A 25017-nucleotide genomic window follows, 5' to 3' on the forward strand; every position below is an offset into this window, starting at 1 on the left:
TTATAATCAGCAGAGAATTCAAAAAGGATTAGATTTTAAAACACCAAATCAAATGGCAGCAGACTTTTACAAGTTGGCTGCATAGAATCTACCAAGTGGAAGTATCCTGTTAATTCAGCACACATCAATTTGTTCAGCAATATACCTGCTAATTAAACTTTTACGTTTCAGGTTGCTTAGAGTACTTAAACCTCCTGAAATATGTTTTCTAGCTACAAGTCTATCGTGGACAGATTTATGTGAAATAGGGGATTTATCGTAACCCTCTAATAACATAAGTTGTAATTCATTTTCGATTGCTTGATCCAATTCCTTACCACGTAACATTTTCTAAGCCTTACTTGATTCAATTTTGTGCTGTTCGATAGCAAATAATTCAGATAGTGTATGAGGTAATTTTATATTTTCATCAATATAATCAAATATACGAATAGGTGTTAAGTCATTGCGTTTAGACAAGGCTCTCTCTTTGACTACATTTAAATTTGAGATTTTATTTTTTATCTCACTTAGCATATGGGTATAAGACTTATCATACTGGACTATGGATAGAGTTTTCTGATAATTCACGGTTAAACTATTAATCATAGATTCTAGGTTTTCTAGTTCTCCTTTCCTATGCGTAATAGTGAAATTTCCACATTTATCACCTGATTGACATGCCATACGTTTTGGACAATCGTGTACTGTAACATCACGCATACAACCTCCAAATGGTAAAGGATGTAAGTAAGCATGTCTTTCGACTAACGAATCTGCTTTTGGAAGATCTGAATGACTTAATTCATTAAAAGCTTCAGTAATATCAGAAAATATATCTTCAAAAAAAGACTTTTTAATGTGTTCTGATATGTCATGTTTATTATCAAAAGATTGTAAATTCATTTTTAAATTATTTTCTAAATCTAGGTCTTTTGAAAAATACATAAAACCATCATGCTTAATTGACTCTACAGGATTAGGATGCAGATAATTTTCTTTATGTTCTGAGCGTATCAAATCAAACTTTTCAAACAAACTAGCTGCAATTTTTCTATGTTTAAGTGCTACATGTTGATAATATTGATTTTGCTTAATATCTATTCGCCCCATAAGCAAAGCTTGCAGATGCTCAGATAGTCCGGATAAAGCAAGGAACGTGTTAATGTTATGCCTTGGAATATGTGTAGACAATTTTGAATATTCTGTATCATTTTCTTTGAGATAATATTTCTCAAAGACTGATAAATTCTGACCGCCACCTAAGAAATTATTTATTGTAGTGCAGGTAAATGGAATTATATTAGATTTATGGCTAAACTTTCTACTAAAATTCAACGACTTGTACTCATGTAAAAAAAGTAAATCCTCGTATAGAATTTCCTCATTAACTCCATTACTATTAAGAACATGAACAAATGGTGAGCCAGATGTAAAATTGGGTGTCAAAGACTTTATGTAATTATTAATATCTTTCTTTAGATAATAAGTATTTATTTTGTTACCAATTTTAATTTCCTTTAGTACAGGAATTTTTTTAACTGACGGCAAAAGTATTGCTCTGTAATTAACCCTATAGTTATATTCACTAATTTCTCTTACCTTAAATATTGTATCGATCAAATCTTCTAAAACTATTTCATCTCCTGGGATTTCATCTAACTCTAATGGAAGAAAATCAACAATTTTCTTTGATTTGATATATTGAATTTGTGCACGATATTCTTTCGTAAGTTGTTCTACTGACTCGAAAATTATTTCTGCTAATTTACCAGCAGTAGGCTCTAACCAATGAATACGTTCTCCAACACCTTTAGCACCATGATATCGAATTCCTATTGAATATTGCTGAACACCATCTAAAGTTAAGTGTTCTTGTGTAATAGGATCTATAATTTTCTTTTTTATTAATGCATTTCTTTTTAATAATATAGCTTCAGTTGAACGAAAGCCTGTAATAATCAATAGTAACAGAAAATTCAGTGCTATCTTTTCACTGGTTGTTTGACATAAGCCACTAAGAGCAACAATATTAATAAAAGTTTGAACTGATACCAATTTATTACTTTCTAGATCACTTTCATCTAGTTCAAGTTGATCAATCAAAGCTTTCGTTCTTTTTGCATTTGGTGTCCTATTTTGTCGGTTGATATACTTTAAGTCATGTACAAATTCTAGCTGTGATTCTGTAAAACCATAATGATTTATCATCTTTTGTATACGTATAAAACTTCCTGCATGGTCTGGAAGATTTGTTTTGCTTGAGTTTTCAAATAAACAGTTGAATGCGATATTTAAAACCTCCGTTGTTAATGAACATGCATGGTAATTTTGAGTATGTTGAACTAATGCGCTGTACCAACGTTTAAGAACTAACATTTCTGCATACAATTTTTGTGGCGAAGCCCTCTTATTGGATTGACGATAACTTAAAACAATTACAGATTTCATAAATATTTGAAATTCTTCATCTATTTCAAAATTCTCAATTCCTTTTAGATTTTTTATTACCCCAAAATTTAAATATGTTTTTCCTGATCTTGATATTAACCATCCAGATCCATTAGATCCTCCAACCCATATTGAATCAGTCCAAGTATTTTTAAAAGTCGGTTGAATATTTTCTAAGAAATATTCTTTTTGTTCATTGACAAATTCAAGATAATTTTTAGAAATCACGATCTGACCCCTTACTAACATTACAGCGTAATATCACTGATTCAATTTCAAACTTTGTAGTTTCATGAATCCTAATTACTGGATTCCTTGATAAACCAATCCCATCAGATAATTTAATTAACAAATTAATTTCGTTTTGAATACTATCAAGAACTTTTCCATGATCTGCATCGATGAAAGGATGGAAATACATGCAGCCATAACAATTCCTCACAGGTTGAAATAGACAATGACCTGGATAGGAACAACCGCCAATATCGTAGTGAATATCTGCCCCTATGTTGCCTAATACTTTTTTGGAGGACCAATCTTTGGTATAGACCAATTGACCAGTCAATAGCATGGCAATCATTTGTTTATATAGTGAGTTGCTTCCTAAGGCCTTAGCTCTAATTTGCGCCATTTCAGGTGTAGAGAAAATATAATGTCTAGCCGTTACTACCGATGAATGGCCTAAAATGTAAGCAATTTCTTCTGCACTAGCTCCACTTATTGCTAGGCTGTAACCCACATGATGTCTGAAATCTGAGTAAGAATATTTCTGTTGAATCATTTCACCAGATAGAACTGCTTCTTTATATTGCTTCGGAGAAAACTCAAATAATTGCTTGTTAATCGAGTGTTGACAAAAACGAGATGCATTGTCACCCATGTCGAACATTTTTTGATCGCCATTAAGACTGTATCTTTTAATGTAAGCGATAAGAATGGAAGCAATTTCTTCAGGTAACTTAATAGCAATTTTTTCATGAACATAACGAGATTGCTTTGCATAAGGAATAAGGATGCTATAACGACAAAAATTATCACTCTTACGGATAGTGTCCTGCTTTAAATCACTAACAGATAGCTTAGCCAACTGAACGGGTCTAAGCCCTGATACATAAACTAGAGCTAGCATTGCTGAATTTAAGAGTTGTTCATTAGCTATGTTCTCACCATGAAGTAACAAATCGCTATTAATCTTAGAAAATCCTTGGTGAATCATAGTTTTAAGAGGGTAGTCAATCCGATCCTCATATTCTTGATAATATAATTCTGAGTTGAATGATTTAGGACGTTCCAAAAAATCAAGTTCATACTCTTTATCAATATTAAATCCAGAAAAATTTTCCAAAAAAAGTAATTTAACTAAAAATTTTAAATCATAATAAAAATGATTTTTATCTGTTTTAGATAAATGATTTAATAATATTTTAAAACTATCGAAGTTAAAATTTAATTTATTATTTTTAAAATATCTTATAGCATATTTAAATGAATCCAATTTAGAATTAAGCCTAGAAGGAGTGTTAACCTGTACAAAAAAAACCAAGAAAAATTTCAAAATTTTCTTCTCATATAAGTCAAAACAATCAAAATTTAAATGAATCTTATTTCCAGAATAAAAAAATTCCCAAATATCAGGTTTAGTACTAATAAATTTTGTATCAAATGTAGATGCAAGATTAAATTTTATTAATGGGGGTATCCTTAAATTATCAATAGAATTTAAATCTTCAGATGAGAAAATATTGAAAATATGTTTATCAACAGAAGAATTAAACTCTATATCAAATTGTTTTTTATGTATTTTTTCCAAAAAATGCACTCATTTCAACAATTCTTTCAATATTTGAGATATTTGCTCTTTCTACGATAAACCTCTTGCCGTAGTGGATAGGCATTAAACTCGTAGGAGACCAACCTCCAAGCACACGTAAATCGTCTTGTGCTTTATCCAAAGAATTTTGACCTATATTATTAATCGAATTTCCTAGTTTATCCATGTTCTCATATTTTTTAAATGAATAATTTAACATTAAATATGCCCATGTATGTCTACATACATGCGGTGTAATGCTATTTATTGAATCAAAAGCTTTATTATCAAAGTGATGCGGTATTCTATATTTAATTTCTTTATCTAAGATTGTAAAAATTTTTTTAACACTAGAATAACTCAATGAAGAGTAGGGTGGTTTTAATGATGTGAATAAGATGTCAGAATTAATATCACTGCGAATTTCTTTTATATAAATATTTATAAACTTATAATCTCTTTCTTGTAGTGTTATTACTCGGTATGAAAACTCATTTTTAATTTTAGGTTTTCTACGTCTGTCATCATGTTCATCATCAGTATTGGTAATAATTAAACTATAAGAGTCATTCAATATAGACTTTTTAATAGAATTTACGGTCAGCAACATCAGCTCACCGACTCGAAGTCCATAATTGAGCATTAAATGAATTATTAGGAAATTCCTAAATTGAGTTGGTCTATTTTTAAATGGATTAAAAGCATTAGTATTGTTAGAACTGCTAGGTGCTATAGTCTCATAAAGAACTTTAACCATTTCATTTGTCATACTTTTAAACAGATACTTCTTTTCACCATGTATGGTTTTAGTGGATTTCCTAATAATCTTTTTCTTAATATCGATATGTTTTTTAATATTTGATTTAATTTTTTCTATTTCTTTTCTATCTAGATGAGGGTGTTTCTTTACAGTCAGATAGTCATCCATAAGATAAGTATAAAATTTCAAGAAAGAGCGAATCTTGTTGCTAATATTTATATAACTGACTTTACGATTTCCTCCTAAGTATGTGACATCACTTAAGTCATTATTATTTTCTAGGTAAATGATAAAATTATCAATTTCGTCGTAAACAAGTTCAAAATTATAGTTTGAAGAATAGAAAAATTCGCAGAAAGAAATAGAATATTTTTTATACCAAAATATATACCAATCTTTTAGTGCCATCAAATCAGAATATTGCGTAGATAAGCTTTGAAAACGTATCACTCTCAAGCTAAACAATAATGGGAATAAGCATGGGAATGTCGACTCAGTATCAAACAATAATTTGATTTCATTTTCATTAGATATCTTTTGTTCTAACTGGATACTTTTGACTTCAAACATGGTGAACTTCATGAACTAAAATTTAGGTCAACATATCATATTTGTGATTAGGAGTTTTATTTGTATAAGTTATTGATATGAGGTAAGAGAAGTACAAATATGAAGTTAATGTTAGGTGTATTATATTTAACATAATATACATTATACGAAACGTACTTGTAAGCCCAAAATAGAAATGTCCGGTTTCTCCAAAGTAAAAATGTTTGGTCTGTAACGCGCACCAACATCATATAGACTGAATAGATATCATGTATTGATAACTGTTACCTAACTAGATCAGACTTTCAAAGCACTTCAAACTCTATCCTACGATTTTTCTTGCGGCCTCCAGCTGTTGCATTATCTGCTACAGGTTTGCTTGAACCTAAACCTTCGGTACTCAGCAAATGCGCCGGAATATTTTTTGCAATTAAATAGACTTTCACTGCTTCTGCACGCTGCTGACTTAACACAAGATTTTTATTATCAATGCCTGAACTATCCGTATGGCCAATAATTCGTATCTTTTTGCCACCAACCTTGTTTAAGGCACTGACCATCTCATCCAGAATTTGTGCGCCTGAAGCTGCCAATACCGCACTGCCAGATTCAAATTCAATAATCCGGTTCCTTAATGCAGCATCAATAATCTGCTGTTCTGCCTGATTGACTGAAAGCTGGGCATTTAAACGGTAATTTGTGGGGATTAAACCCTGCAATTTCGCTTTAGTATTATGAATTTCATCAGTATTTAATACTTTACCAGTCAACTGGAAATCAGCACCCTTAACTATTAATTTACCTTGTTTAACCTTTTTAAGATCTTCATTAATCATATGACTGACTGTATTCGACCAATCCGCTGGTGCTACCACTTGACGGATCTGAATACGATTCACCACATTTTCCTGACCGTAGATTGAATACAATTTCGTTAAAATAGCCTGCTTGCTACTGTTATTCGGTACTGCGCCCTCAGCAATAATAGGCTGTGCATGTACATTAAATCCAAACGAAAAACATAATAAGGCTATGATTTTATTATATTTTATTAATTTTAAATATTTAATTTTCATTTTATGCTTCTATAAATGTCTGTTTAAATAGCTCAATACCTTGAATGAGGCTCATCTGACGTTCGCTTAAGGATTGTTCTAGTACTGCCAACCCTGCATTATTCTCTAAATATTGATTAATCCAAATCGCATCAATCAATGGAACCCAATATTCACTATTTAAATTATCAGTCAAAATATCGCTTAAAGCCCGAATATCGGTACCTTTAAAACTAAACAATAGGATTGGTTGCTTTTTATGCAAGATACTAATAAATAGCTTTGTATGATGATGCTGTACAAACTGGTAGATTAAATTGATCCAAAAATCAGCAATTTCATAGCAGTAAGTAGGATTGTGAATGGGTAAAATCAGCACTTTATTTAATCGACTAGTCCCATTCTGAATCACAGGTTGCAATAACAACCCCAAGCCAAGCATGCTTTGAGCCAACTGAAAAGCGTTGAAATTCATTAATTTCGCAAATGAATGAATCGTATGATTTTCATAAAATAACTGTGCTTCTTGAGGACGAGACACCACTATTTGACTACTGAATTGATTGAGTTTATCCAGTAAATTATTGGCATCCCGGATTAAGCGTATTGTAATATTAAGCTGATAAAGCTCAGGCAGCATCGATTTATAACGTAATGGCGAATATAGAATATTTTTAAAAGGCTTCTCATATTCAATCAGATGACCGAGTACCATGGGGAATCTTCGCCCAGAACTATCTTCACTGGCAATCAAGTTCGCCACTAAAAATAATTTATCCTGAGGATTCACAATTAAAAAATCCAGTGTTGGCAATTGTGTATAGGTTTGCTTGAATTCAGATTTTTGCCTGGCATATTCCAATGCCTCACTTATCCAGTGATCAATCAGTTGAATCAACTCATACTGCCCTCGTGACTTTAAGAAATCTCCACGCGCTGGGCACTTGCCGTAATATATAGGTATGGTTTTTACTTCATCCATATCGATTCATCCACCTATCCACTTAGAATTTAATTGATTGATCAATGTCATGGTAGTGGAGTCCCTATATTGATAGCAGATGTGAGAGCTGTTTTTCCTGACATCGTCACATTCTGTGCTGCAACGACTCTTACCGCTTTATTTGAAACAACCTGATCGACTAACTGTAAATTGCTATAACTTGGATTACTTCCAATAGAACTTGCATTATTCCCACTCACCAAACGAAAATTGGTCTTCACAAATAGTTCAGGATTCTCTTTACTGCGCCAGATCAGTTCGAAAATATTACCTTTTTGTATGCGCTGAGCACTATCAATCAAACGATTGATTCCATATTCCCCAGGCTCATCGAAAATAGTATGGGTCTTCCCTTCCAAATCAATCATCGTGATCCTAGCGCCTGGAATTGCACCTGAATTTGGCCAGATAAAATTCACCCATTGTTGAATGCCATTTTCAAATAGCATTCTTTGCCCATCGATATCAATGGTATAAGCCAATAAATGAGCCTGTTCCAGTGGATAAAATTGAAAGTTAGATTGATTGGGTGTCACCGACTGATGACTGTTATTATTTAACTCGCCAGTCGCCATACCATGCACAGGCGCAACATAGTTTTGAAAGTTTTCAACAAATAAAGGATTTAGATTAAGTCCTATGTCTTGCCATGTTTTCGAGCTTAAACTATAGCCGCGACGGATCACTAAAGGATCAAGATACTCTTTGACAAAACGCGCAATACTGCCATTTTCACCAAAAATCTGATTAATTTCTTGAGAGGTTGCCTGTAAACTGCCCTGAGTACTAAACGGATATTTTTGCGATAAATTTCCATTAAATGGTTGATAGGCCTGTATCAGCCAGAGTTTGTTCACTTCAGCTTGTGCCGGAAGTATCAGGCTTTCAAAGGAACGTGTAAGTGGCACACTAAACAACTTTTTAATCAGCTGCTGATCCAGCTCATGGGTTCCTACCGACATTTTTTCATCCACAAACTTCTGGGTGATATTGAAAATAGAATTCTGCTCATCAATGGTTTGTTTAAGTAGTATTATGCTCGCCGGGCCAATATCTCCAGAACTTTTAAGATCATTAAAACGGCTACGTACCTTGGCCAGAGACTGCATATACTCATCCAGCAGTGACCGGTTCTGCAAATCATCTCTGGAACGCACAATCTGATAAAATAGCTGAAAGTCTTTGGCAATCACCCCCTGAGATAAAGTCGACGCAGAATTCTGTGTCAGTTTGGCATCATCAAGTTGTAATATCTTGCGTTTAAACCATGCTATAAAACCTTTTTGTGGAACAGCCAACTCAGCTTGTACCAGTGGATTATCCCAACTGGTTTCTTGCGCTACCCGTTGAATTACCTTACGAATCGGTGAATTTTCTGGTTCGCCAAGAATGTCAATCTGATACATCTGCTGATTAAAGTCGGCTGACTTGGCATAATAAATAGCACCCAAAAATTTACGCCATTCGCGAATATATTCTTTCTTATACATCTCAATCAGCTGGCGCTGGATTTGTTCAGGGCTGCCGCTAAAACTCAGATCATCAGATTGGGATGTGTTGAGTACCCAGTCTTTGCTCTCGGTTGGGCTGTGCGCCGCAGTTTCTATGGCAGGTTGTATATATTCGTTCCAGGCTTGATAACTGTAAAAACCGGGTAAGGCATAACTCCCCAGCATCATTGTTTGACCACTTCCCCCTACTATCTGCTTGATGGTTAAGGCTGGAAACCGTACCGAAGCCCGCATTTTAATTTCGTTATATACACGATCTCTTGCAGAAACACCGGTCGTCATTGCTGTTAAAACCTGACGGGTCTGTTCGACTAAAACAGTATCAGAATCCAGTTGGGGAAATGCACTTGAATCTGTCTGTGTCATGGCATAGCTGAGTAGCTGTTCGGCTTTTTGCAGCATTTCAGCGCGTGGTAGCTGACCACGATGCTGGTCCAGCCAGATCCGCCAGAAACGTGTCAACTGATCACTGAGATGACTTGAATCTATATATTCACGGTTGCTCAACATTAGATAGGTTTTAAGCGCATTGTAAGCATCTTGCGGATTCTGGTCGGATGGTTCTAATCCCAGTTGTTGTACATGTGCAGCCGGATGAATTCGCACATTGATATGATTTTCTTTAAGAACGGCTGCATTGTTTTTTACCCGTTGCAGATATTCTTCAATATTCTGTTGGCTGGGCTGCAAGATTAATTGCTCAATTCCTTGCAAATATTCAGCTTGCAGTTTCTCCCGGATCTGTTGTCCTTGATAAAGACCAAAACTGTACTTGAATGGACGCTTCCGATCAAATTGATCAAACTGTTGCAAATGACCTTGCAAAATTAATAATGCGTCGATTTGTGTGGCTAGCTCAGTTCCTGACTGTTTTTGCATCCGTACGATCTTATTCAGGTCCCCTTGGACTTCGGCCATTAAGTGCTGATTATTTCGATAAGACCACACACAAAGGCTCAATACAATCGATACAGTTAATAAAGCACCGCTAAAAGCCACAAACCGTCGACGTTTTCGTGCTGGATTAATGTGCTGCTTCACCAAATATTTATCTTTAAGGATGACCTCAGAAAATAAATCTTTCAGAAAATAACCATGATTCTGTGATACAGACTGTGTAGGTAGGCTATGATCATGATCCTTGTTACGAATGAGATGAAAATCCTCAGCAATCTGTGCTGTCATTGGACTTTCAATTGAGCCTTCCTGTAAGGCGCTGGTAAAATAAAAGCCACGAAAAATTGGTTTGAACTGATAAGGATTTTCTTGGAACAAAGTTGCAATAAAGGTTCTTAATACCGGCTTTAGACTTTTAAATTCCAGTGGAAAGGTCATCACACTGGGTGAAATATGTTGCGAATGGCGACGAGTTAAGTGAGCTGTACTTACATTTTTCAGTCCCTCATATAATATGCCATAATGCTTTTCAAATAGTTGAACGGCATTTTCACTTGAATCTGGTTTATAAGCTAAGGTTGCCCCCCAAACCTGATCAAATTCTTGTCCATGATAGCCATCAAAAAATTCCGTGAAACCGGCGATTAGATCCATCTTAGAAAAAACTAAATAGACCGGAGCAAAAACTTCTAGACGCTCCGTCAGGTCTTGAATTCGGGCACGCAGGTTTTTAGCCAGTTGTAGGGATTTCTCCGGACTCTGGTTAACCAGCTCGGCCACACTGACAATGACAATGAGGCCATTTACGGGCGCTTTAGAACGATTTTTCTTGAGGATATTTAAAAAATCCAACCATTCAGAATGGTCTTCCGGATAGACTGAATAACGCCCTGCTGTATCCAGTAAAATGCCTTGGGTTGAAAAAAACCAGTCGCAGTTCCGAGTCCCACTGAGTCCGGCAGAAACTAGTTTCTGATGCTTTTCTTCAAAAGGAAACCGCAGACCTGAATGATAAATCGCCGAGCTTTTCCCCGCCGCCGGGTTACCAATGACCATATACCATGGAAGTTCATAAAGTGCCGCATGTCCTTTGCGATCGCCCAACTTAGACTTGCGAATCAGCTGAATAGATTGTTTGACTTGCTGACTAATCAGCTGAAGTTCTTTTTTATTATTATATTTTCTTTCAGCTACAGAACTTTGAGATAAGGCCGTTGCGATTTCTTCACCTTTTTTCGCATGCTGATAACGCTGGATAAGTGCGTAAATTCCCCAGCCTGTTAATAGGACGACATACACGGTCAGCAATATCCAGAAAATATAATCAGAAACTGTATTTTTTATGGAAATAATAACCACTAAAAAGGATAAGGCCATCAACGCTTTAGGGTTACTAATGTACTGCCATACATACCCCAGGACTGTATAAAATAATGTATTCACTTTAATCTCTTTTTTTACTTAATTTTATAGATAGTTAAGCTACTAATGAGATTTCATTCAGTTGCTCATTTTTTTTATTTTTAAAATATAAATAGCTTGATTCTTGTTGTGTACTACAGTTTATTGTAATGACATTGTCTAGTAAATGTGATGATAGCATCGCTGCAAAAGTTGCTGCTAAATGTTGGGTATGACCCAAATACCTTTGAGGGCAAATGACATGCTCTGTTTCAAAATCAATGTTTGCATATTCTTTTAGTATTTTTTTCATCGTTTTGAATTGGGCAGTTTCATCTAATAATACTAAGAAAGGATATGTATGTTTTAGCTGAGAGGACAGATCAACCTGATGTTGATCTAGATATGCATATAGATCAGTGACGTACTTGCTAAGTGTCAGTATCCGTGAAGGTATCAAATCCTCAACATCTAGCTCATGTGCGGATAGACACCAGCTGGCAGTATATTCCGCAGCAATATAGTGTTCATTTTGCCAGAATTGATTATCCAGATACTCCTGATCAATTTCAGAGTCCGCCATAATAATGAGGCTGATCTCATGTGATTCACCTGAAATTTCCTGTACTAAATTCAGAAAATCTGAACAAGCACGATCAGCAGGCAGGAAGTGGCACTCGACATGGATTTGAGTAGAAACCAAGCTATATTGTTGTTCGATTTGATTTATCAGTTGCTCCTGATACAGATCACTCCACTCATGGGTTATATGATCCGCCAGTAAAATATGCAGATTCAGGCAGTTTAATCGACTTACTGCCCCTGGAATGGAGGCAATATTTTCTTCATCTTCACAGTAGTTCTCCTGTATCCACCCCGGATGCATTCGATATTGATAAGCCAGCTCCTGATCATAAAATAGTGCTGAACGTCTTAACTGTTCCGAAATTAAACGTAGGCTTTCTTCATGTTGTTCAAGTTGCTGTTGAATCAACTGTTGAATCCGTTGTCCCCTTAATCTGGGAACGTTTTCTTCCTCATTGCTATTTTCTTCGAGAAATTGGTCCACAGCATGAATACGATATGCCAATATGGGCAGACCAAAACGATTTAGCAGTTCTGAATCTAGCTCAGGACTTCTGCACTGACTCATGTGCTGCCATATTTCTGCATTTTTGCCAAAACTGTGCCAAGCGGCAGCTGAAAATATATTGAGCGTATAATTCTCACTAGCTTTATATAGGTCTTCTTTATTTTCTAACTCTTGCTGCTGTGTTTGAGCAGATTTATGAACCCTATCCTGCTGAGCTTTCTGTCTTTGTTGATAGAGTTTCACCGCTTTATAGATAAAATAAGGTGTCAATAAAGACAAGCAAAGTAACAAAGGTAAAATGCCAAAATATAATAGTAAATCAGTATTTGATGGATCGTAATGGATGTCTCTCCAGTAATAAATGACGAGAGCACTACTTAGAACCAATACAACTAGAAAAGTTTGAATAATACGCTTAATCATGACATTTTTCCTATCAGGCTATAGCAGGTTTCTGCATTGTGTATCGCCTGATTCGGCATTAATAAGGCCCCTCTGGCCAGTCCCATTAAATGGTTCTCTCCAAATTGGACGGGACATAATTCATCTTTATCTAGAATCAACCGCAGATCCACTAACATGGTCGGGCTACACCAGGTTTGAAGTAACTGTTTTAATTTGGCGCTATGGATTCCTTCAGATAAAAAATTTAGATAGTCTTTACGTTTTAATGGACCTATAACGATTTCAATTTTTTCATCAATTTGCTGAATAGTTTCTCCACAGAAGCTATTGATTCCTAATAGAACTGGTTGTGAAGTTCCCAAACTGCTTTGCTGTTGATCATCCAGCTGAAAACTTTCCGGAATAAACTCGTTAATCTCAAATTGATATTTAAAAATACAGGACAATATGCTGCTTAAAGCATAATAGGTATTATTTTGACCCTGCATCAAACCTGAAAATTCAGCAAAATAATCATCTATATGTTGTTGTTCATGTTGCTGAGTGCTATAGCCACTCAAAGCATGAAGCATGTTCAGATAATGATTTTCCTGTTCGACCTCATAGCGTAGTGGTAAGTGATAATTCAGACAGGCATCAACATATTGTGCAGTCAGTTTATGATTAAATAACCCGAGAAAATGTAGACTTTCTTCTCGTTGTGACCGGGCACTCTGTTTAATTTTATGTGTATAGAGATAAGGTAATGCTCCCTGTATACCAGTTAATCCCATAATTAAATTAGTAATTTTCACTTTATGATCTTGGCATTGCAATGATTCAATTTCAGAGGTCGGAAAATTAAGATTGAGCGAACTCATAAACTGAAATCTTTTACTCCATTCTTGATGCTTATTCTGGACTGGAGCATGTCTTAATAATCGTGTGGCTTGAATAAATTCAAAGCTGGTTGGCTGCTGGTAGAGCCGATCAACTACAGAAGCCTCTTGCCACCAACATTCTGTATGCATTGGTATAACTCCTGTTTTGACTTTGAATCTATGACGTGCATATCTACATAACTATTCATCTGAACTTTTAAATTAAAAATATGATTTAAAATCTGTACAAATATATAAAGGCTGGCTCCCCGAAAGATTTCTGTATCAATCTGGATTTCAACTTTGACACCCCGTACAAAAAGTGGAAATGGTTTATGCGCACGTAGCTTCTGCGTCAGAGAAAATTGAATCGAGTGAATTGAATTAATGATTAGCCGATTGTCTTTGGATTGCGGTAGGTTATACAGTTCCAGCAATTCCTTAATGTGACTGACTGCATTGGCTTTCATTAAAGACAAATTATTCAATGATAAATGCGAAATAATCCGCCATTGCTCCTGCCGCTTTTGATCAAAATAATAGGGTAAATTGGGTCTTTTCAATAACAAGGCTTGACGTGCCAAGCTATTGTCATTTAGAGATAAATTATTCTGATCTTTGTGGTAACTTTCATAAGGTAAATCCCCATTGCTGCATAACAGCTGCATACTGATAAAGTCTGATGAAAATTTCTGTGGTGCTAAAGATTTGGAAATAATCGAATATTTCAGTTTTGTTTGATTATTATTCTTCTCTGGCGACAGATGGTAATAAAACTGCATATCCGTCTGATGATAATGACTCATAGCAAAAAAAGGTAATACAGGATAAGTGCTTTGACTTTTTTCGCTTTTCTCTCTTAATAACTTCATTTCAGTGATCGCATATACCTGAAAATACTGAGGATGATGTACATCAGTTATTAATGGATATTCCAAGCGCAGATGATCAATTTTCTGTGGCTCGGCCTGTTTAGGGAATAAGTTCACCACCGGTGTCGCAAATAATTTGAAATTAGCACTATTTAATTCTGAATAATTTCGCACCTGAACTTGATCATTCAGGTTTGTTTTAAAATGAATACATAGCTCAAATTCTGCTGATCCTATATTTATATCTTTTAAAAAATTTAGATTCAGGTTAAGAAAATTAAATTTTTCTGGAAAGCAAAAATACTCTATTAATAAACGATAAGCATGATGAGTATGTTGGTCAACTGGCAGCGTACTTTCAGCTTCAGTAAATCCCATCAACTCAAATGGATTTTTAATATCAATTTCTTCATCTTGTACTATTACAGAAAAAGCAGTCTCCGTTTTAAAAATGCAATCTAGTACTTGCAGTGGAAAGCTGGAGATTGCATCCAGATAGATAGGCAGTTTTTGTTGTTCCAGTAGTCGTTGCTGCTGGTTAAAAATTTCAAAACCAAAGATCAAGGTTGCATTTTGATTTAAATAAACATGGGCTGAAGCATGTGTTTTAAACTGGATGGATTTTAATGCAATTGGTAATAAATCAACTTGATTTACCGTACGATATTCGCACTGTACTCCACGGATACTTTTTGATTTTAATACAGTCTGTTTAGGAATCTTCTGGCTACTTTGAAGGTGGCGGATTTTCTTGCCATCTTCAAAACTGACTATTGAACATCCTGGAAAGGGTTTCAGATACTGGGGAAACATCACCTCAAAAATAGAACGCGTAAATACGTCATAACTATCATGCAGTTTTTTATCAATCCGGGCGGAAATTAAGGAAAATGCCTGAATCAGTCGTTCGATATGCGGATCATCAATCTGCTCTTGATTCAGCGAAAGACGTTGGGCAATTTTTGGATATTTATTGGCAAACTCTCGTGATTGTTGCCCAAATTCCTGTAATTGCTTTTCGTAATAGGGTAATAATTCTTCGATCACAGCACACCCGCTGATATTTTGGACAAAATTTCGTATTGTTGTGTAGTTGGCTTGAGGAAGGCATCAAAAATTACCGGTTCATACAGAGGGTAAATATTTAAGAAAGCCTGAATACTAAGGCACAGACTTCCCTTATTCTGATCATCTATCAGCATCTCGACTTTAACCTGCTTTAAGCGTGGTTCATGCGCATGAATAGAATGTTCAATCGAGCGGCAGATTTTCTCCCGATCTATTGGATTCGCCGTAGAAAGACCTACAAAATCAATAATGCCAAATTGAAGAATTGAATGTTTGATCTGATCATAACCATCAACCATAGCGCCTAGGTTAGCCATGCGGCTATTTAACAGATCTTCCAGATCTGCAGCCACCGATGCTCTTAAAGCATGCAAAGAAAGTCCTTGAGAACTTTGAGTGTCCTGAGACAATAGACAGTCAAATAATGTTGTTCTAAACCCGTAAGGATAAAGCTGATCCAAATTCATATTTTATATTCTAATTTTACTTATTTTTATAAATGTCAGGAGAGAGGCTGATCAAGACCAGCCCCTAAAAGATCAAATTACGCTGCATAAGAGGCGGTATTATTTGATAATGACCATTTCTTGGTCACAGCACCCTTTTGTGTACCATTAATATCTTGCTGATTATACGTCCACTCAACTGCTGCATATTTCAGACCAAACGCTTCTGTTGGAACACCTTCTTGATTCACTGTCGGCGTGACCTGAGAAACCAGCACATGTTTTAATTTAATTTGCAGGTATTTAATGCGTTTATCGCCATTGGCACGATAAAAATCAATCTGTACTTCATCGAAGGTATAACCCGCTGAACAGGCTTCCCAAAGTTTTGGACTAGTTGCATCCAGATCTTTCATGAAAAACATGTCGGAATGTTCAACTCGTTCTGCGGTATGACCACCCACACTTGAAGATGTTGCTGATTTTGGTTGACGAATGTTATGTGACCAAGAGTTTACTTCTAGCCAGCTTTTATGTTCTGAATCACGAGATTCACCATCAACTTTATATTTGCCTCGAAATTGGACGTAAATGTCTTTCATTTTAATAATTTTCCTGTTGTTATAAACGTTATTATAATTTTAGCAGCGGCCTTAATGGCTCGACTGCGGTAGTTCAGTGACTAGTCGCAAAGATACAGATAACTCGTCTAACTGAAAATGGGGTCTCAAAAAGACCACAGATTTGTAGTGTCCAGGCTCAGCTGGATTTTCTACAACTTTGATAGACGCTTCACGTAGTGGATACTGTGCTTTAGCCTCCTGTGAAGCGCCATCATCCAAGAGTACATAATGAGACAGCCAGTCATTTAGAAATGCTTCGACATTTCCTGCGGATGCAAAGCTTCCTACCTTATCTCGCATCATTGCCTTTAAATAATGCGCGATTCGTGAGACTGCCATAATGTACTGAATCTGACAGGATAATGCAGAATTGGTATTGGCAATCTCATTATTATATTTCTTTGGTTTTTGAGTAGATTGGGCACCAAAGAACACCGCATAATCGGTATTTTTACAATGTACTAATGGAATAAAGCCAAGATCGCTGAGTTCCTTTTCACGACGATCCGTAATTGCAATTTCAGTCGGACATTTAAAGATGATTTCCCCATCATTGGTTTTAAAAGTATGCACTGGTAGACCTTCGACCAAACCGCCACCCTCGACCCCACGAATTGCAGCACACCAGCCATGCATATCAAAAGCATTGGTTAAACGGGTACCCAAAGCATAAGCGGCATTCATCCACAGATATTCATTGTGATTTTCACCTGAAACATCTTCCACGTAGTTAAAGCCTGCTGTCGTACTTCCCTCTTTAGGATGATAAGGTAAACGTCCCAATACTCGCGGAATGGTCAATGCCACATAACGAGCATCATCACTTTCCCGGAATGAGCGCCATTGTACATATTCAGCTGTTTCAAAAATTTTGGAAACATCACGTGGTCGATCGATATCGGTAAAAGCTTCCAACCCGAACATAGAAGGACTTGCAGCTGAAAGAAACGGTGCATGGGCCGCTGCCGCTACATGTGAAATTTGCTCAAGTAAATATAGATCTGACGGTGTCCGATCGAACTCAAAGTCACCAATGAGGGTTGCATAAGGCGCGCCACCAAAAGAACCATATTCTTCTTCATAGATTTTTTTGAATAGAGTACTTTGATCAAAGTCGCTTGCACTTTGAAAATCTTTAATCAGTTCTTTTTTAGTCGTATTCAGCATACGAATCTTGATTAAAGAATGTGATGGTGTTTCCTGACAAAAGTAGTACAGCCCTCGCCAGGTGGACTCGACTTTCTGAAACTGCTCATGATGCATGATCTTGCTCAGCTGGGCAGAAATAAGCGCATCAATTTCGGCAATGCGTTTATCTAAAGCAAGGGTAATATTGTCAGAGACAATAACGGTACCGGCCATGACTTCTTTCGCCAATTCACCAATTAGACTTTTGGCACGATCGTGTTCCTCTACTGATCGCGCAATCCGACTACGTTCAACGATAGAATCCAGAACTGAGTATTCTTCAATAGCAATATGTGTGGTAGTTGCAGCATCAGAATGATTCATTTTCTGCCTCCACACTCATTTTACGGATTTGGTCAGTATTCTTTAAAACATCATCCAGTAAATCTTCAAGACGTTCATTATTAGATATTTTATTACGTAAATCAGTTAAACGTTCCCGTGCTTCTACCAATTTTCGTAAAGGCTCTACTTGTTGGACAACCTGTTCCGGCCGGAAATCATTCATAGTATGGAAAACCAAATCCAATGATATTTTTCCACCCTCTTCAGTCAAACTATTTTCCACCTGAAAACTGGCTCGTGGTGCAAGAGACTGCATTACCTCATCAATATTTTCCAGGTCTACATTGATAAATTTTTTATCTTTAAGCTTGGTTTTTTCTAGTTCAGATGCTGCTGAAAAGTCGCCTAACACCCCTACTACAAAAGGTAATTCCTTAACTTCTCGGCCGTCACCTACCTCGACATCGTAGGTCAATTGCACACGGGGCGGTCGAATACGCTGTAATTTTTTTTGTACACTTTCACGCTTAGCCATTATGATTTTCCTTATTAATTATTATTTAATGATCCAAATGGGTTGGTACTGGGACTGTGAGTTCGTGTACTGATACTTTCTGTTTTTTTACTACTGCTAACAGCCGTATTCTTTTTTAGATTACTATTCGATGTTTTATTTTGACTTAGGTTTCGTTTTATTGGACTATTTGGTTTACTTTTAGCTTTTTTTTCTCTTGAATTCATCGCCATTGTTAATGCAGATTCAGAAAATTTTGCTACAGGCTGTGCCAGATAAATATGTTCAGTCAGCAATTTAGCTTGTGGATAGGTAGAGTTATTTAGGGCACGGACTTCTGTACTACGCATTTGTTCCAGGCTTTGAGAAGATATCCCGATTCCTGCCAGGAATTTCAGATCGGTTAAATCCTGATGAGTGTAATTTTGCTGATTTAATTGCTCGATTAAATTCAGGGCTTTCAGATGATTACCTACTTCAATATAACGTTTGGCAATTTGGGTAGACAATTGCTGCTGAAACTGAATACTTTTTTTTGCTGGCTTGTCACATAATCGCTGGTATAAATCAATGACCGTTAAATCAGTATCATTTTTTGCCTGTGGATAGCTCTTTATACATGATTTTTTTAATTCTGCTGCATGAATTTGAGCAAAACATAGCTGTACCATCCCTGAGATGAGCAATACAATAAAACCTAGAATATTTTTCAAAATGAGCCTCAATTTTAGTTATTATTTTATATTTTTATAGTCAAAAGGATTTTTCTATTTTTATAATTTGAAAATCTTGTTACGGATTTAACAAAAAATGATCACAGGAAGTCAATACAAAATTGAGTTTTAGTTAAAAATTTTATGTAATTTCACAAATAATGAGTTTCCGACCAATGAATACAGACTTTTGGGGAATTCTGGTTAGAATATGCCAAAAATATTGAGCTAAAGTATTTTGATAGCTCACAGAGAAATTTGAATAAATAAAAAATAAACCTAATAATAATAAATATATAGATATAAATTCTAAAAATATCAGGCTATATATTCTCAGAGAGAAAAATATGAGTAATTTAAAAATTTTGATTACGAAATTATCTGAACATGCACGCCTATGCCTTGAAAAATCGGCGAACTCCTGCATTAAAAATCAAAATTATGAAATCGAAATTGAGCATTTTTTCTTAGAATTACTACAGCAACCCGCCTTGAATGACCTCAAATTATTGCTTAAAAAATATAAAATTGCGGAAGATGATTTAATCAATGATCTGAATCAGAGCATTCAGCAAATGAATAAAGGCAATTCTCGCACGCCTATCTTTGCCAACTCCATTATTCGTGCATTAGAACATGCCTGGCTTTTAGCTTCTACAGAGCAAAACCCGATGATCCGAAGCGGGCACTTACTGGTTGCCCTGCTCACTGCGCCTGATCTATATCAAATGTCGATCCGTGCTTCCACTTTGTTTGAGCGGCTCCCAATTGATCGTCTAAAACACCAATTTTCTGAGCTCTGTGAGCAGAGTATTGAGAAGCCAAGCCATCCTAGACTCAATGCAATAAAAGAAGATTTATCTAACTCGCAGCCTAAATCAAATAAAACACCTGCCCTTGATCAATACACCATTAATCTGACTGAAAAAGCACGTCAAGGCCAAATAGACCCGGTAATTGGTCGTGAGTTTGAAATCCGTTTAATGCTGGATATCCTGCTGCGCCGTCGCCAGAATAATCCAATACTTACTGGCGAGCCAGGAGTCGGCAAGACTGCAGTGGTAGAGGGACTGGCACTGAAAATTGTAAGCTATCAGGTACCTGATGCACTCAAAAATGTAGAACTCCATGTATTGGATATGGGCTTATTACAAGCAGGTGCCAGTGTAAAGGGTGAATTTGAGAATCGCCTGAAATACATCATTCAAGAAGTTCAGTCCTGCAGTCATCCTATTATCCTGTTTATTGATGAAGCACATACGCTGATTGGTGCAGGTGGTCAGGCCGGTCAAAATGATGCAGCGAATCTGTTAAAACCAGCATTAGCACGGGGTGAACTGCGTACTATCGCTGCGACCACTTGGGCAGAGTATAAGCAATATTTTGAAAAAGATGCTGCACTTAGCCGCCGTTTCCAAGTGATAAAAGTAGAGGAACCGACTGAAGAAGCCGCCATCGATATGTTACGCGCCATGATTCCAGTAATGACTCAACATTTTCAGTTACAGATTGATGACGAAGCAATTACTGCCGCGGTATGTAACTCACATCGTTATATCAGTGGGCGGCAATTACCGGACAAGGCCATTAGTATCATGGATACAGCTGCTGCACGAGTCGTCTTGAGCCAAAGTACACAACCCGCCAAGTTAGACCAGTTACAGGCACAGCTGCATAATTCACGGATAGAACAAGAAATCTTAAGTCTGGAGCATCAAAATTTTCCGATTCATCAACCACGTTTAATTGAATTATCAGAGAATATTTCAAATTTTGAACAAGAGATTGCTCAAGTAGATCAGCAATGGCAACAAGAACTTCAACTGGTTCAGGAAATAAAGTTTTTACAAACTCAATCGGAAAAAATTGAAAATCAGAATCAAATTAAAATATTACGTCAACGTTTAAAAAAAATTCAGGCTAAAAATCCATTTGTATTTGAACGGGTAACTGCCCCTATGATTCATCAAATCATTTCTGACTGGACCGGAATTCCGGTAGGTCAAATGATGAATGATGAAATCCGACAGATATTAACGCTACAAGATAAATTATCGCAGCGTGTTATGGGTCAGGACTTTGCGCTGCATCAATTGGTGAAAGGTATTAAGACATCTAAAGCAAAACTGGATGATCCGAATAAACCGCAAGGTGTGTTTCTGTTGCTCGGCCCAAGCGGTGTGGGGAAAACTGAAACTGCCCTCGCCTTGGCTCAGGAGTTGTATGGAGGCGAGTCGCATCTGATCACGATGAATATGTCGGAATATCAGGAAGCGCATACCGTATCGTCCTTGAAAGGTGCACCTCCAGGTTACATCGGTTATGGTCAGGGAGGTGTTTTGACTGAAGCGGTACGCCGTAATCCTTATAGTGTGGTTTTATTGGACGAAATTGAAAAAGCTCATCGTGATGTGCAAGAATTATTTTATCAGGTCTTTGATAAAGGAATGCTGGAAGATGGCGAAGGCCGTATGATTGATTTTAAAAATACGACTATCCTTTTGACCTCAAATGTCGGCTCTAGTGCCATTATGCAGGCTTGTGTAAATCAGCCAGTCGAAAACTGGCCGGATGCAAATAGCTTAATTGAACAGCTCAAACCCAGTTTATATCAGCAATTTAAACCCGCATTTTTAGGGCGTATGCAGGTTGTGCCTTATTACCCTCTACACGATGATCTATTGATCCAGATCATTCAGCATAAGCTGGAGAAAATCACCCAACGTATTCAGCAGCAATATGCCATACAGGTTACTTATAGTGAGGAATTGCTTGATCTATTACTCAGCCGATGTACAGAAGTAGATAGTGGTGCACGCAATATAGATCATATTTTAAATTCTTCGGTATTGCCTGCTTTGGCCACAGAAATATTGATAGCCATGAGTGAGGAAAAGCTCCCTAAACTGATTCATATCAGTATCAAGAATGATGAGATTTTTTATAGCGTAGATCCAGAAGTGGAAACAGTCAAAAAAGTGCGTTCTAAAAGACATAAAGCAGATGCTGTCTAGTTGCAGAAAAATAAAGCCAAAAACAAATAAAATATAATACTGGGAATAAAAATGAGTCTGGAATTTGAATATTTATTGAAAGGCATTTCAGTCGATCAGCCTTGTGGCGTGGATTGTTCATTTTCGAGTGATTTTCATGTAATTAAAAAGGCAAAAACTCGAGATGATCCTTTATTGGATCAGGGTGATTGGATCTCTGAACCGAAACAGGCCGATTGGCAACTTGTACATGACAAAACAATCGAATTATTAAGTGAAAAAACCAAGGATATTCGATTGTATACCTGGCTCATAGAAGCCTGGAGTCATCTCTATGGTTTTGAAGGGATTGCTCGAGGATTAGAGTTGACCAAGGAAAGTTTAGAACGTTACTGGTTAACATTACATCCTCAAATCGAAGAGGATGATCTTGATCAGCGTTTGGGGTTATTACAAGGCTTAATTGTGCAATTGCCAACTCTGATAAAACAGGTACCTTTAGTCAGCTCTACACCCTTTTATAGTTTAGGCGATTATGAGGCATTCTTACATCAGCGCAATACACAGCTAAAACAGCAGCAAGATGACTACTCTGAAAATAATGCTGTTCAGGACTTGGAGTCTTTTGAACAATCGTTGCTGAAGACTCCAAAAATGATATTAAGCCAGAATGAACATTATCTTCAGGAGATCCATATTCAATGGCAGCACCTTAAAAATACTCTGGATCATTTATTAGGGCTTAATGCACCGAGTTTTTCGAGCACAGATTCTCAGCTTGAATTGATCTTTTTCAGTATCAAATGCATTTATAAAACAGATACTTCTACGACGCTTGAGAGTCAGATAAATACACCCCAACCGCATACTCCCGAAATAATATTGATGAATACCTCGTCTGAAAATATTAAAAAATTTCAGCCTCAAGCCCAAAGCCATCTGGCCAACCGGCAACAGGCTATACAGTTATTACAAGACATTGCTCGATATTTTCAATCTCATGAACCGCATAGTCCGGTGAGCTACATGCTGCAAAAGACAATTAAATGGAGCCAGATGCCACTACATGAATGGCTAGCTCAAGTGATCAAAAATGAGAATCCTGTAGAACATGTACATGAATTACTGGGTGTACATACCAATGATGAAACCAAGACTGATTGGTAAATATTAAAATGTTTAGAGCAGAAAAAGTATTGTGGGGTGAGGGTCTATTTTTAAGACCACAACATTTTCAATTACAGGATGCCTATCACGAGCAACGCTTGAGTCATATGATTCGGGCAACATTTCTTTTTGCTCATGGGATACAGTCTATCCAGTTTGACGAAGCGCAATTCAATATGCAGATATTGGCATTGGGCAAAATTGAAATGATCTGGCAAGATGGTGAAATTTATCAGGCACCTGCACAGGATTTATTACCAGAACCTGTACAACTAGATACTTTAAACCTGCGCGGAGAAATGCAGATTTATTTGGCTTTACCGATGCTACAACCAAATAAGCAAAATGTGAGCCATGCCGACAACACTCACGCTAGCCGCTATCACTCACATTTAATCTCAACGCATGATTTATTCACCGATGCTACGACAGCAGAGATCACCCTGTTACGCCGTCGAGCAGAATTTAAACTTTTTGAAGTTGGTGAAGAACCTCAACAGCATCTGGATGGCTATTTATATCTTCCGGTTGCTCAAATCAAAAGGCAAAGTTCGGGGCATTTTATTTTTGATCATAAGTTCATTCCTCCGATTCTGCATATTCAGGCCTGTGAATATCTGCAAGACAATTTAAAGCGAACCTTAAATATCATTCGAGCCAAGATTAAAACGATTCAGTCTAATAACCGTGAAAATGAACAGAAGCTAATTGAATTTCGTTCGGGGGATATTGTTTCTTTCTGGCTAGTAAATGCCCTAAATACTGCCCATGCGAACTTGAATCATATTTTGCAGTATCCACAAATTCATCCGGAACGGCTATATGCAGAACTTTTAAGACTGAGTGGCTCCTTACTTACATTTTCAACGGCCTATGACATAGATCAATTACCCCAGTATCAGCATCATCATTTATATGACAGTTTCAATCAGCTGGATATTATCCTCAGAAATTTACTCGATACGATCATCTCGAACCGTTATATCAGTGTCAGCTTAAACGAAACACGCCCATCCTACTGGATTGGGAGTCTCGAGAGCGACAAGATCAGCCACAATACCCGGCTATATCTTGCTGTATCAAGTAGCATTATGTCCACACATGACCTCATTGCCTATATTCCAATCCGCTTTAAAGTCGGCAGCACTATAGATGTAGAACAACGTGTGGTTGCAGCCTTGCCTGCTATACCTGTCCAGCATCTCATACAGGTACCTACAGCAATTCCGGTGCGTTCCGGTGTTCATTATTTTGAAATTGAATCAAATAATGAGATGTATCAGCGTATGCTGGACTCGGAATCGATTTGTGTTTATATCCCGAATGGTTTTCAGGATATCGCGATTGAACTCATTGCTGTCATGAATGGATAAA

At 36.7% G+C, this 25017-nt stretch carries 17 protein-coding genes and 1 pseudogene; 3 read left to right on the plus strand and 15 right to left on the minus strand.

What is annotated here, in order from left to right; translation table 11 throughout:
• Positions 1 to 126: 126 nt before the first annotated feature.
• From KUG37_RS01650 to KUG37_RS01720, 15 genes and pseudogenes are all read right to left on the minus strand, one after another.
• Positions 127 to 327: pseudogene (locus KUG37_RS01650) on the minus strand (hypothetical protein); the annotation flags it as partial.
• A 3-nt stretch (positions 328 to 330) separates the two neighbouring features.
• Positions 331 to 2658, minus strand: coding sequence for a hypothetical protein (locus KUG37_RS01655; protein WP_367947493.1), 2328 nt, complete (start codon positions 2656 to 2658; stop codon positions 331 to 333).
• The gene (locus tag KUG37_RS01660) at positions 2648 to 4210 is read right to left on the minus strand and encodes a site-specific integrase (RefSeq protein ID WP_216940130.1); all 1563 of its coding nucleotides are present in this window, start codon (positions 4208 to 4210) and stop codon (positions 2648 to 2650) included. The genes KUG37_RS01655 and KUG37_RS01660 overlap by 11 nt, the downstream gene beginning before the upstream one ends.
• 13 nt (positions 4211 to 4223) lie before the next feature.
• Complete coding sequence (locus KUG37_RS01665; protein ID WP_216940118.1) at positions 4224 to 5570, minus strand: site-specific integrase; 1347 nt, start codon at positions 5568 to 5570, stop codon at positions 4224 to 4226.
• Between the two features lie 284 nt (positions 5571 to 5854).
• Positions 5855 to 6625, minus strand: a complete 771-nt coding sequence (locus KUG37_RS01670; protein WP_216934115.1) for an OmpA family protein — start codon at positions 6623 to 6625, stop codon at positions 5855 to 5857.
• 1 nt (position 6626) lies between these two features.
• Positions 6627 to 7586 (minus strand): type VI secretion system-associated protein TagF, encoded by a 960-nt coding sequence (gene tagF / locus KUG37_RS01675; protein WP_216934118.1) that lies wholly within the window; start codon positions 7584 to 7586, stop codon positions 6627 to 6629.
• A 47-nt stretch (positions 7587 to 7633) separates the two neighbouring features.
• A complete protein-coding gene (gene tssM / locus KUG37_RS01680; RefSeq protein WP_216934120.1) occupies positions 7634 to 11458 on the minus strand; it encodes a type VI secretion system membrane subunit TssM in 3825 nt (1274 codons plus the stop codon).
• Positions 11459 to 11492: 34 nt separating this feature from the next.
• Entirely contained in the window at positions 11493 to 12932 is a 1440-nt protein-coding gene (locus KUG37_RS01685; protein WP_216934121.1) for a hypothetical protein, read from the minus strand.
• A complete protein-coding gene (tssG, locus tag KUG37_RS01690) occupies positions 12929 to 13924 on the minus strand; it encodes a type VI secretion system baseplate subunit TssG (RefSeq protein ID WP_216934123.1) in 996 nt (331 codons plus the stop codon). The genes KUG37_RS01685 and tssG overlap by 4 nt, the downstream gene beginning before the upstream one ends.
• Positions 13888 to 15693, minus strand: coding sequence for a type VI secretion system baseplate subunit TssF (gene tssF / locus KUG37_RS01695; RefSeq protein ID WP_216934125.1), 1806 nt, complete (start codon positions 15691 to 15693; stop codon positions 13888 to 13890). Before tssF ends, tssG begins: the two co-directional genes overlap by 37 nt.
• Complete coding sequence (tssE, locus tag KUG37_RS01700) at positions 15690 to 16181, minus strand: type VI secretion system baseplate subunit TssE (RefSeq protein WP_216934126.1); 492 nt, start codon at positions 16179 to 16181, stop codon at positions 15690 to 15692. The genes tssF and tssE overlap by 4 nt, the downstream gene beginning before the upstream one ends.
• Positions 16182 to 16258: 77 nt before the next feature.
• A complete protein-coding gene (locus KUG37_RS01705) occupies positions 16259 to 16762 on the minus strand; it encodes a type VI secretion system tube protein Hcp (protein ID WP_216940119.1) in 504 nt (167 codons plus the stop codon).
• A gap of 51 nt (positions 16763 to 16813) precedes the next feature.
• Positions 16814 to 18295 carry a type VI secretion system contractile sheath large subunit gene (gene tssC / locus KUG37_RS01710; protein ID WP_216934128.1) on the minus strand — a complete coding sequence of 494 codons (1482 nt, stop codon included), beginning with the start codon at positions 18293 to 18295 and terminating at the stop codon, positions 16814 to 16816.
• Positions 18282 to 18791, minus strand: coding sequence for a type VI secretion system contractile sheath small subunit (gene tssB / locus KUG37_RS01715; RefSeq protein WP_216934129.1), 510 nt, complete (start codon positions 18789 to 18791; stop codon positions 18282 to 18284). The genes tssC and tssB overlap by 14 nt, the downstream gene beginning before the upstream one ends.
• A 14-nt stretch (positions 18792 to 18805) precedes the next feature.
• A complete protein-coding gene (locus KUG37_RS01720) occupies positions 18806 to 19483 on the minus strand; it encodes a hypothetical protein (RefSeq protein ID WP_216934130.1) in 678 nt (225 codons plus the stop codon).
• Positions 19484 to 19830: 347 nt separating this feature from the next.
• Here KUG37_RS01720 and tssH point away from each other — a divergent pair, with 347 nt between their 5' ends.
• The 3 genes from tssH to tssK are packed head-to-tail and all read left to right on the plus strand — an operon-like array spanning position 19831 to position 25016.
• Complete coding sequence (tssH, locus tag KUG37_RS01725) at positions 19831 to 22497, plus strand: type VI secretion system ATPase TssH (RefSeq protein WP_216934131.1); 2667 nt, start codon at positions 19831 to 19833, stop codon at positions 22495 to 22497.
• Between the two features lie 51 nt (positions 22498 to 22548).
• Positions 22549 to 23643 carry a type VI secretion system protein TssA gene (tssA, locus tag KUG37_RS01730; protein WP_216940120.1) on the plus strand — a complete coding sequence of 365 codons (1095 nt, stop codon included), beginning with the start codon at positions 22549 to 22551 and terminating at the stop codon, positions 23641 to 23643.
• An 8-nt stretch (positions 23644 to 23651) separates the two neighbouring features.
• Positions 23652 to 25016, plus strand: a complete 1365-nt coding sequence (gene tssK, locus KUG37_RS01735) for a type VI secretion system baseplate subunit TssK (RefSeq protein WP_216934134.1) — start codon at positions 23652 to 23654, stop codon at positions 25014 to 25016.
• Position 25017: the final 1 nt, after the last annotated feature.

It is taken from the genome of Acinetobacter sp. BY419 (assembly GCF_019038395.1).
Taxonomy (GTDB): Bacteria; Pseudomonadota; Gammaproteobacteria; order Pseudomonadales; family Moraxellaceae; genus Acinetobacter.

Coding starts and splice junctions, on each gene's coding strand:
- KUG37_RS01665 (WP_216940118.1), bottom strand. CDS start 5,570: ATGTTTGAAGTCAAAAGTATCCAGTTAGAACAAAAGATATCTAATGAA.
- KUG37_RS01670 (WP_216934115.1), bottom strand. CDS start 6,625: ATGAAAATTAAATATTTAAAATTAATAAAATATAATAAAATCATAGCC.
- tagF (WP_216934118.1), bottom strand. CDS start 7,586: ATGGATGAAGTAAAAACCATACCTATATATTACGGCAAGTGCCCAGCG.
- KUG37_RS01685 (WP_216934121.1), bottom strand. CDS start 12,932: ATGATTAAGCGTATTATTCAAACTTTTCTAGTTGTATTGGTTCTAAGT.
- tssG (WP_216934123.1), bottom strand. CDS start 13,924: ATGCATACAGAATGTTGGTGGCAAGAGGCTTCTGTAGTTGATCGGCTC.
- tssE (WP_216934126.1), bottom strand. CDS start 16,181: ATGAATTTGGATCAGCTTTATCCTTACGGGTTTAGAACAACATTATTT.
- KUG37_RS01705 (WP_216940119.1), bottom strand. CDS start 16,762: ATGAAAGACATTTACGTCCAATTTCGAGGCAAATATAAAGTTGATGGT.
- tssC (WP_216934128.1), bottom strand. CDS start 18,295: ATGAATCATTCTGATGCTGCAACTACCACACATATTGCTATTGAAGAA.
- tssB (WP_216934129.1), bottom strand. CDS start 18,791: ATGGCTAAGCGTGAAAGTGTACAAAAAAAATTACAGCGTATTCGACCG.
- tssH (WP_216934131.1), top strand. CDS start 19,831: ATGAGTAATTTAAAAATTTTGATTACGAAATTATCTGAACATGCACGC.
- tssA (WP_216940120.1), top strand. CDS start 22,549: ATGAGTCTGGAATTTGAATATTTATTGAAAGGCATTTCAGTCGATCAG.
- tssK (WP_216934134.1), top strand. CDS start 23,652: ATGTTTAGAGCAGAAAAAGTATTGTGGGGTGAGGGTCTATTTTTAAGA.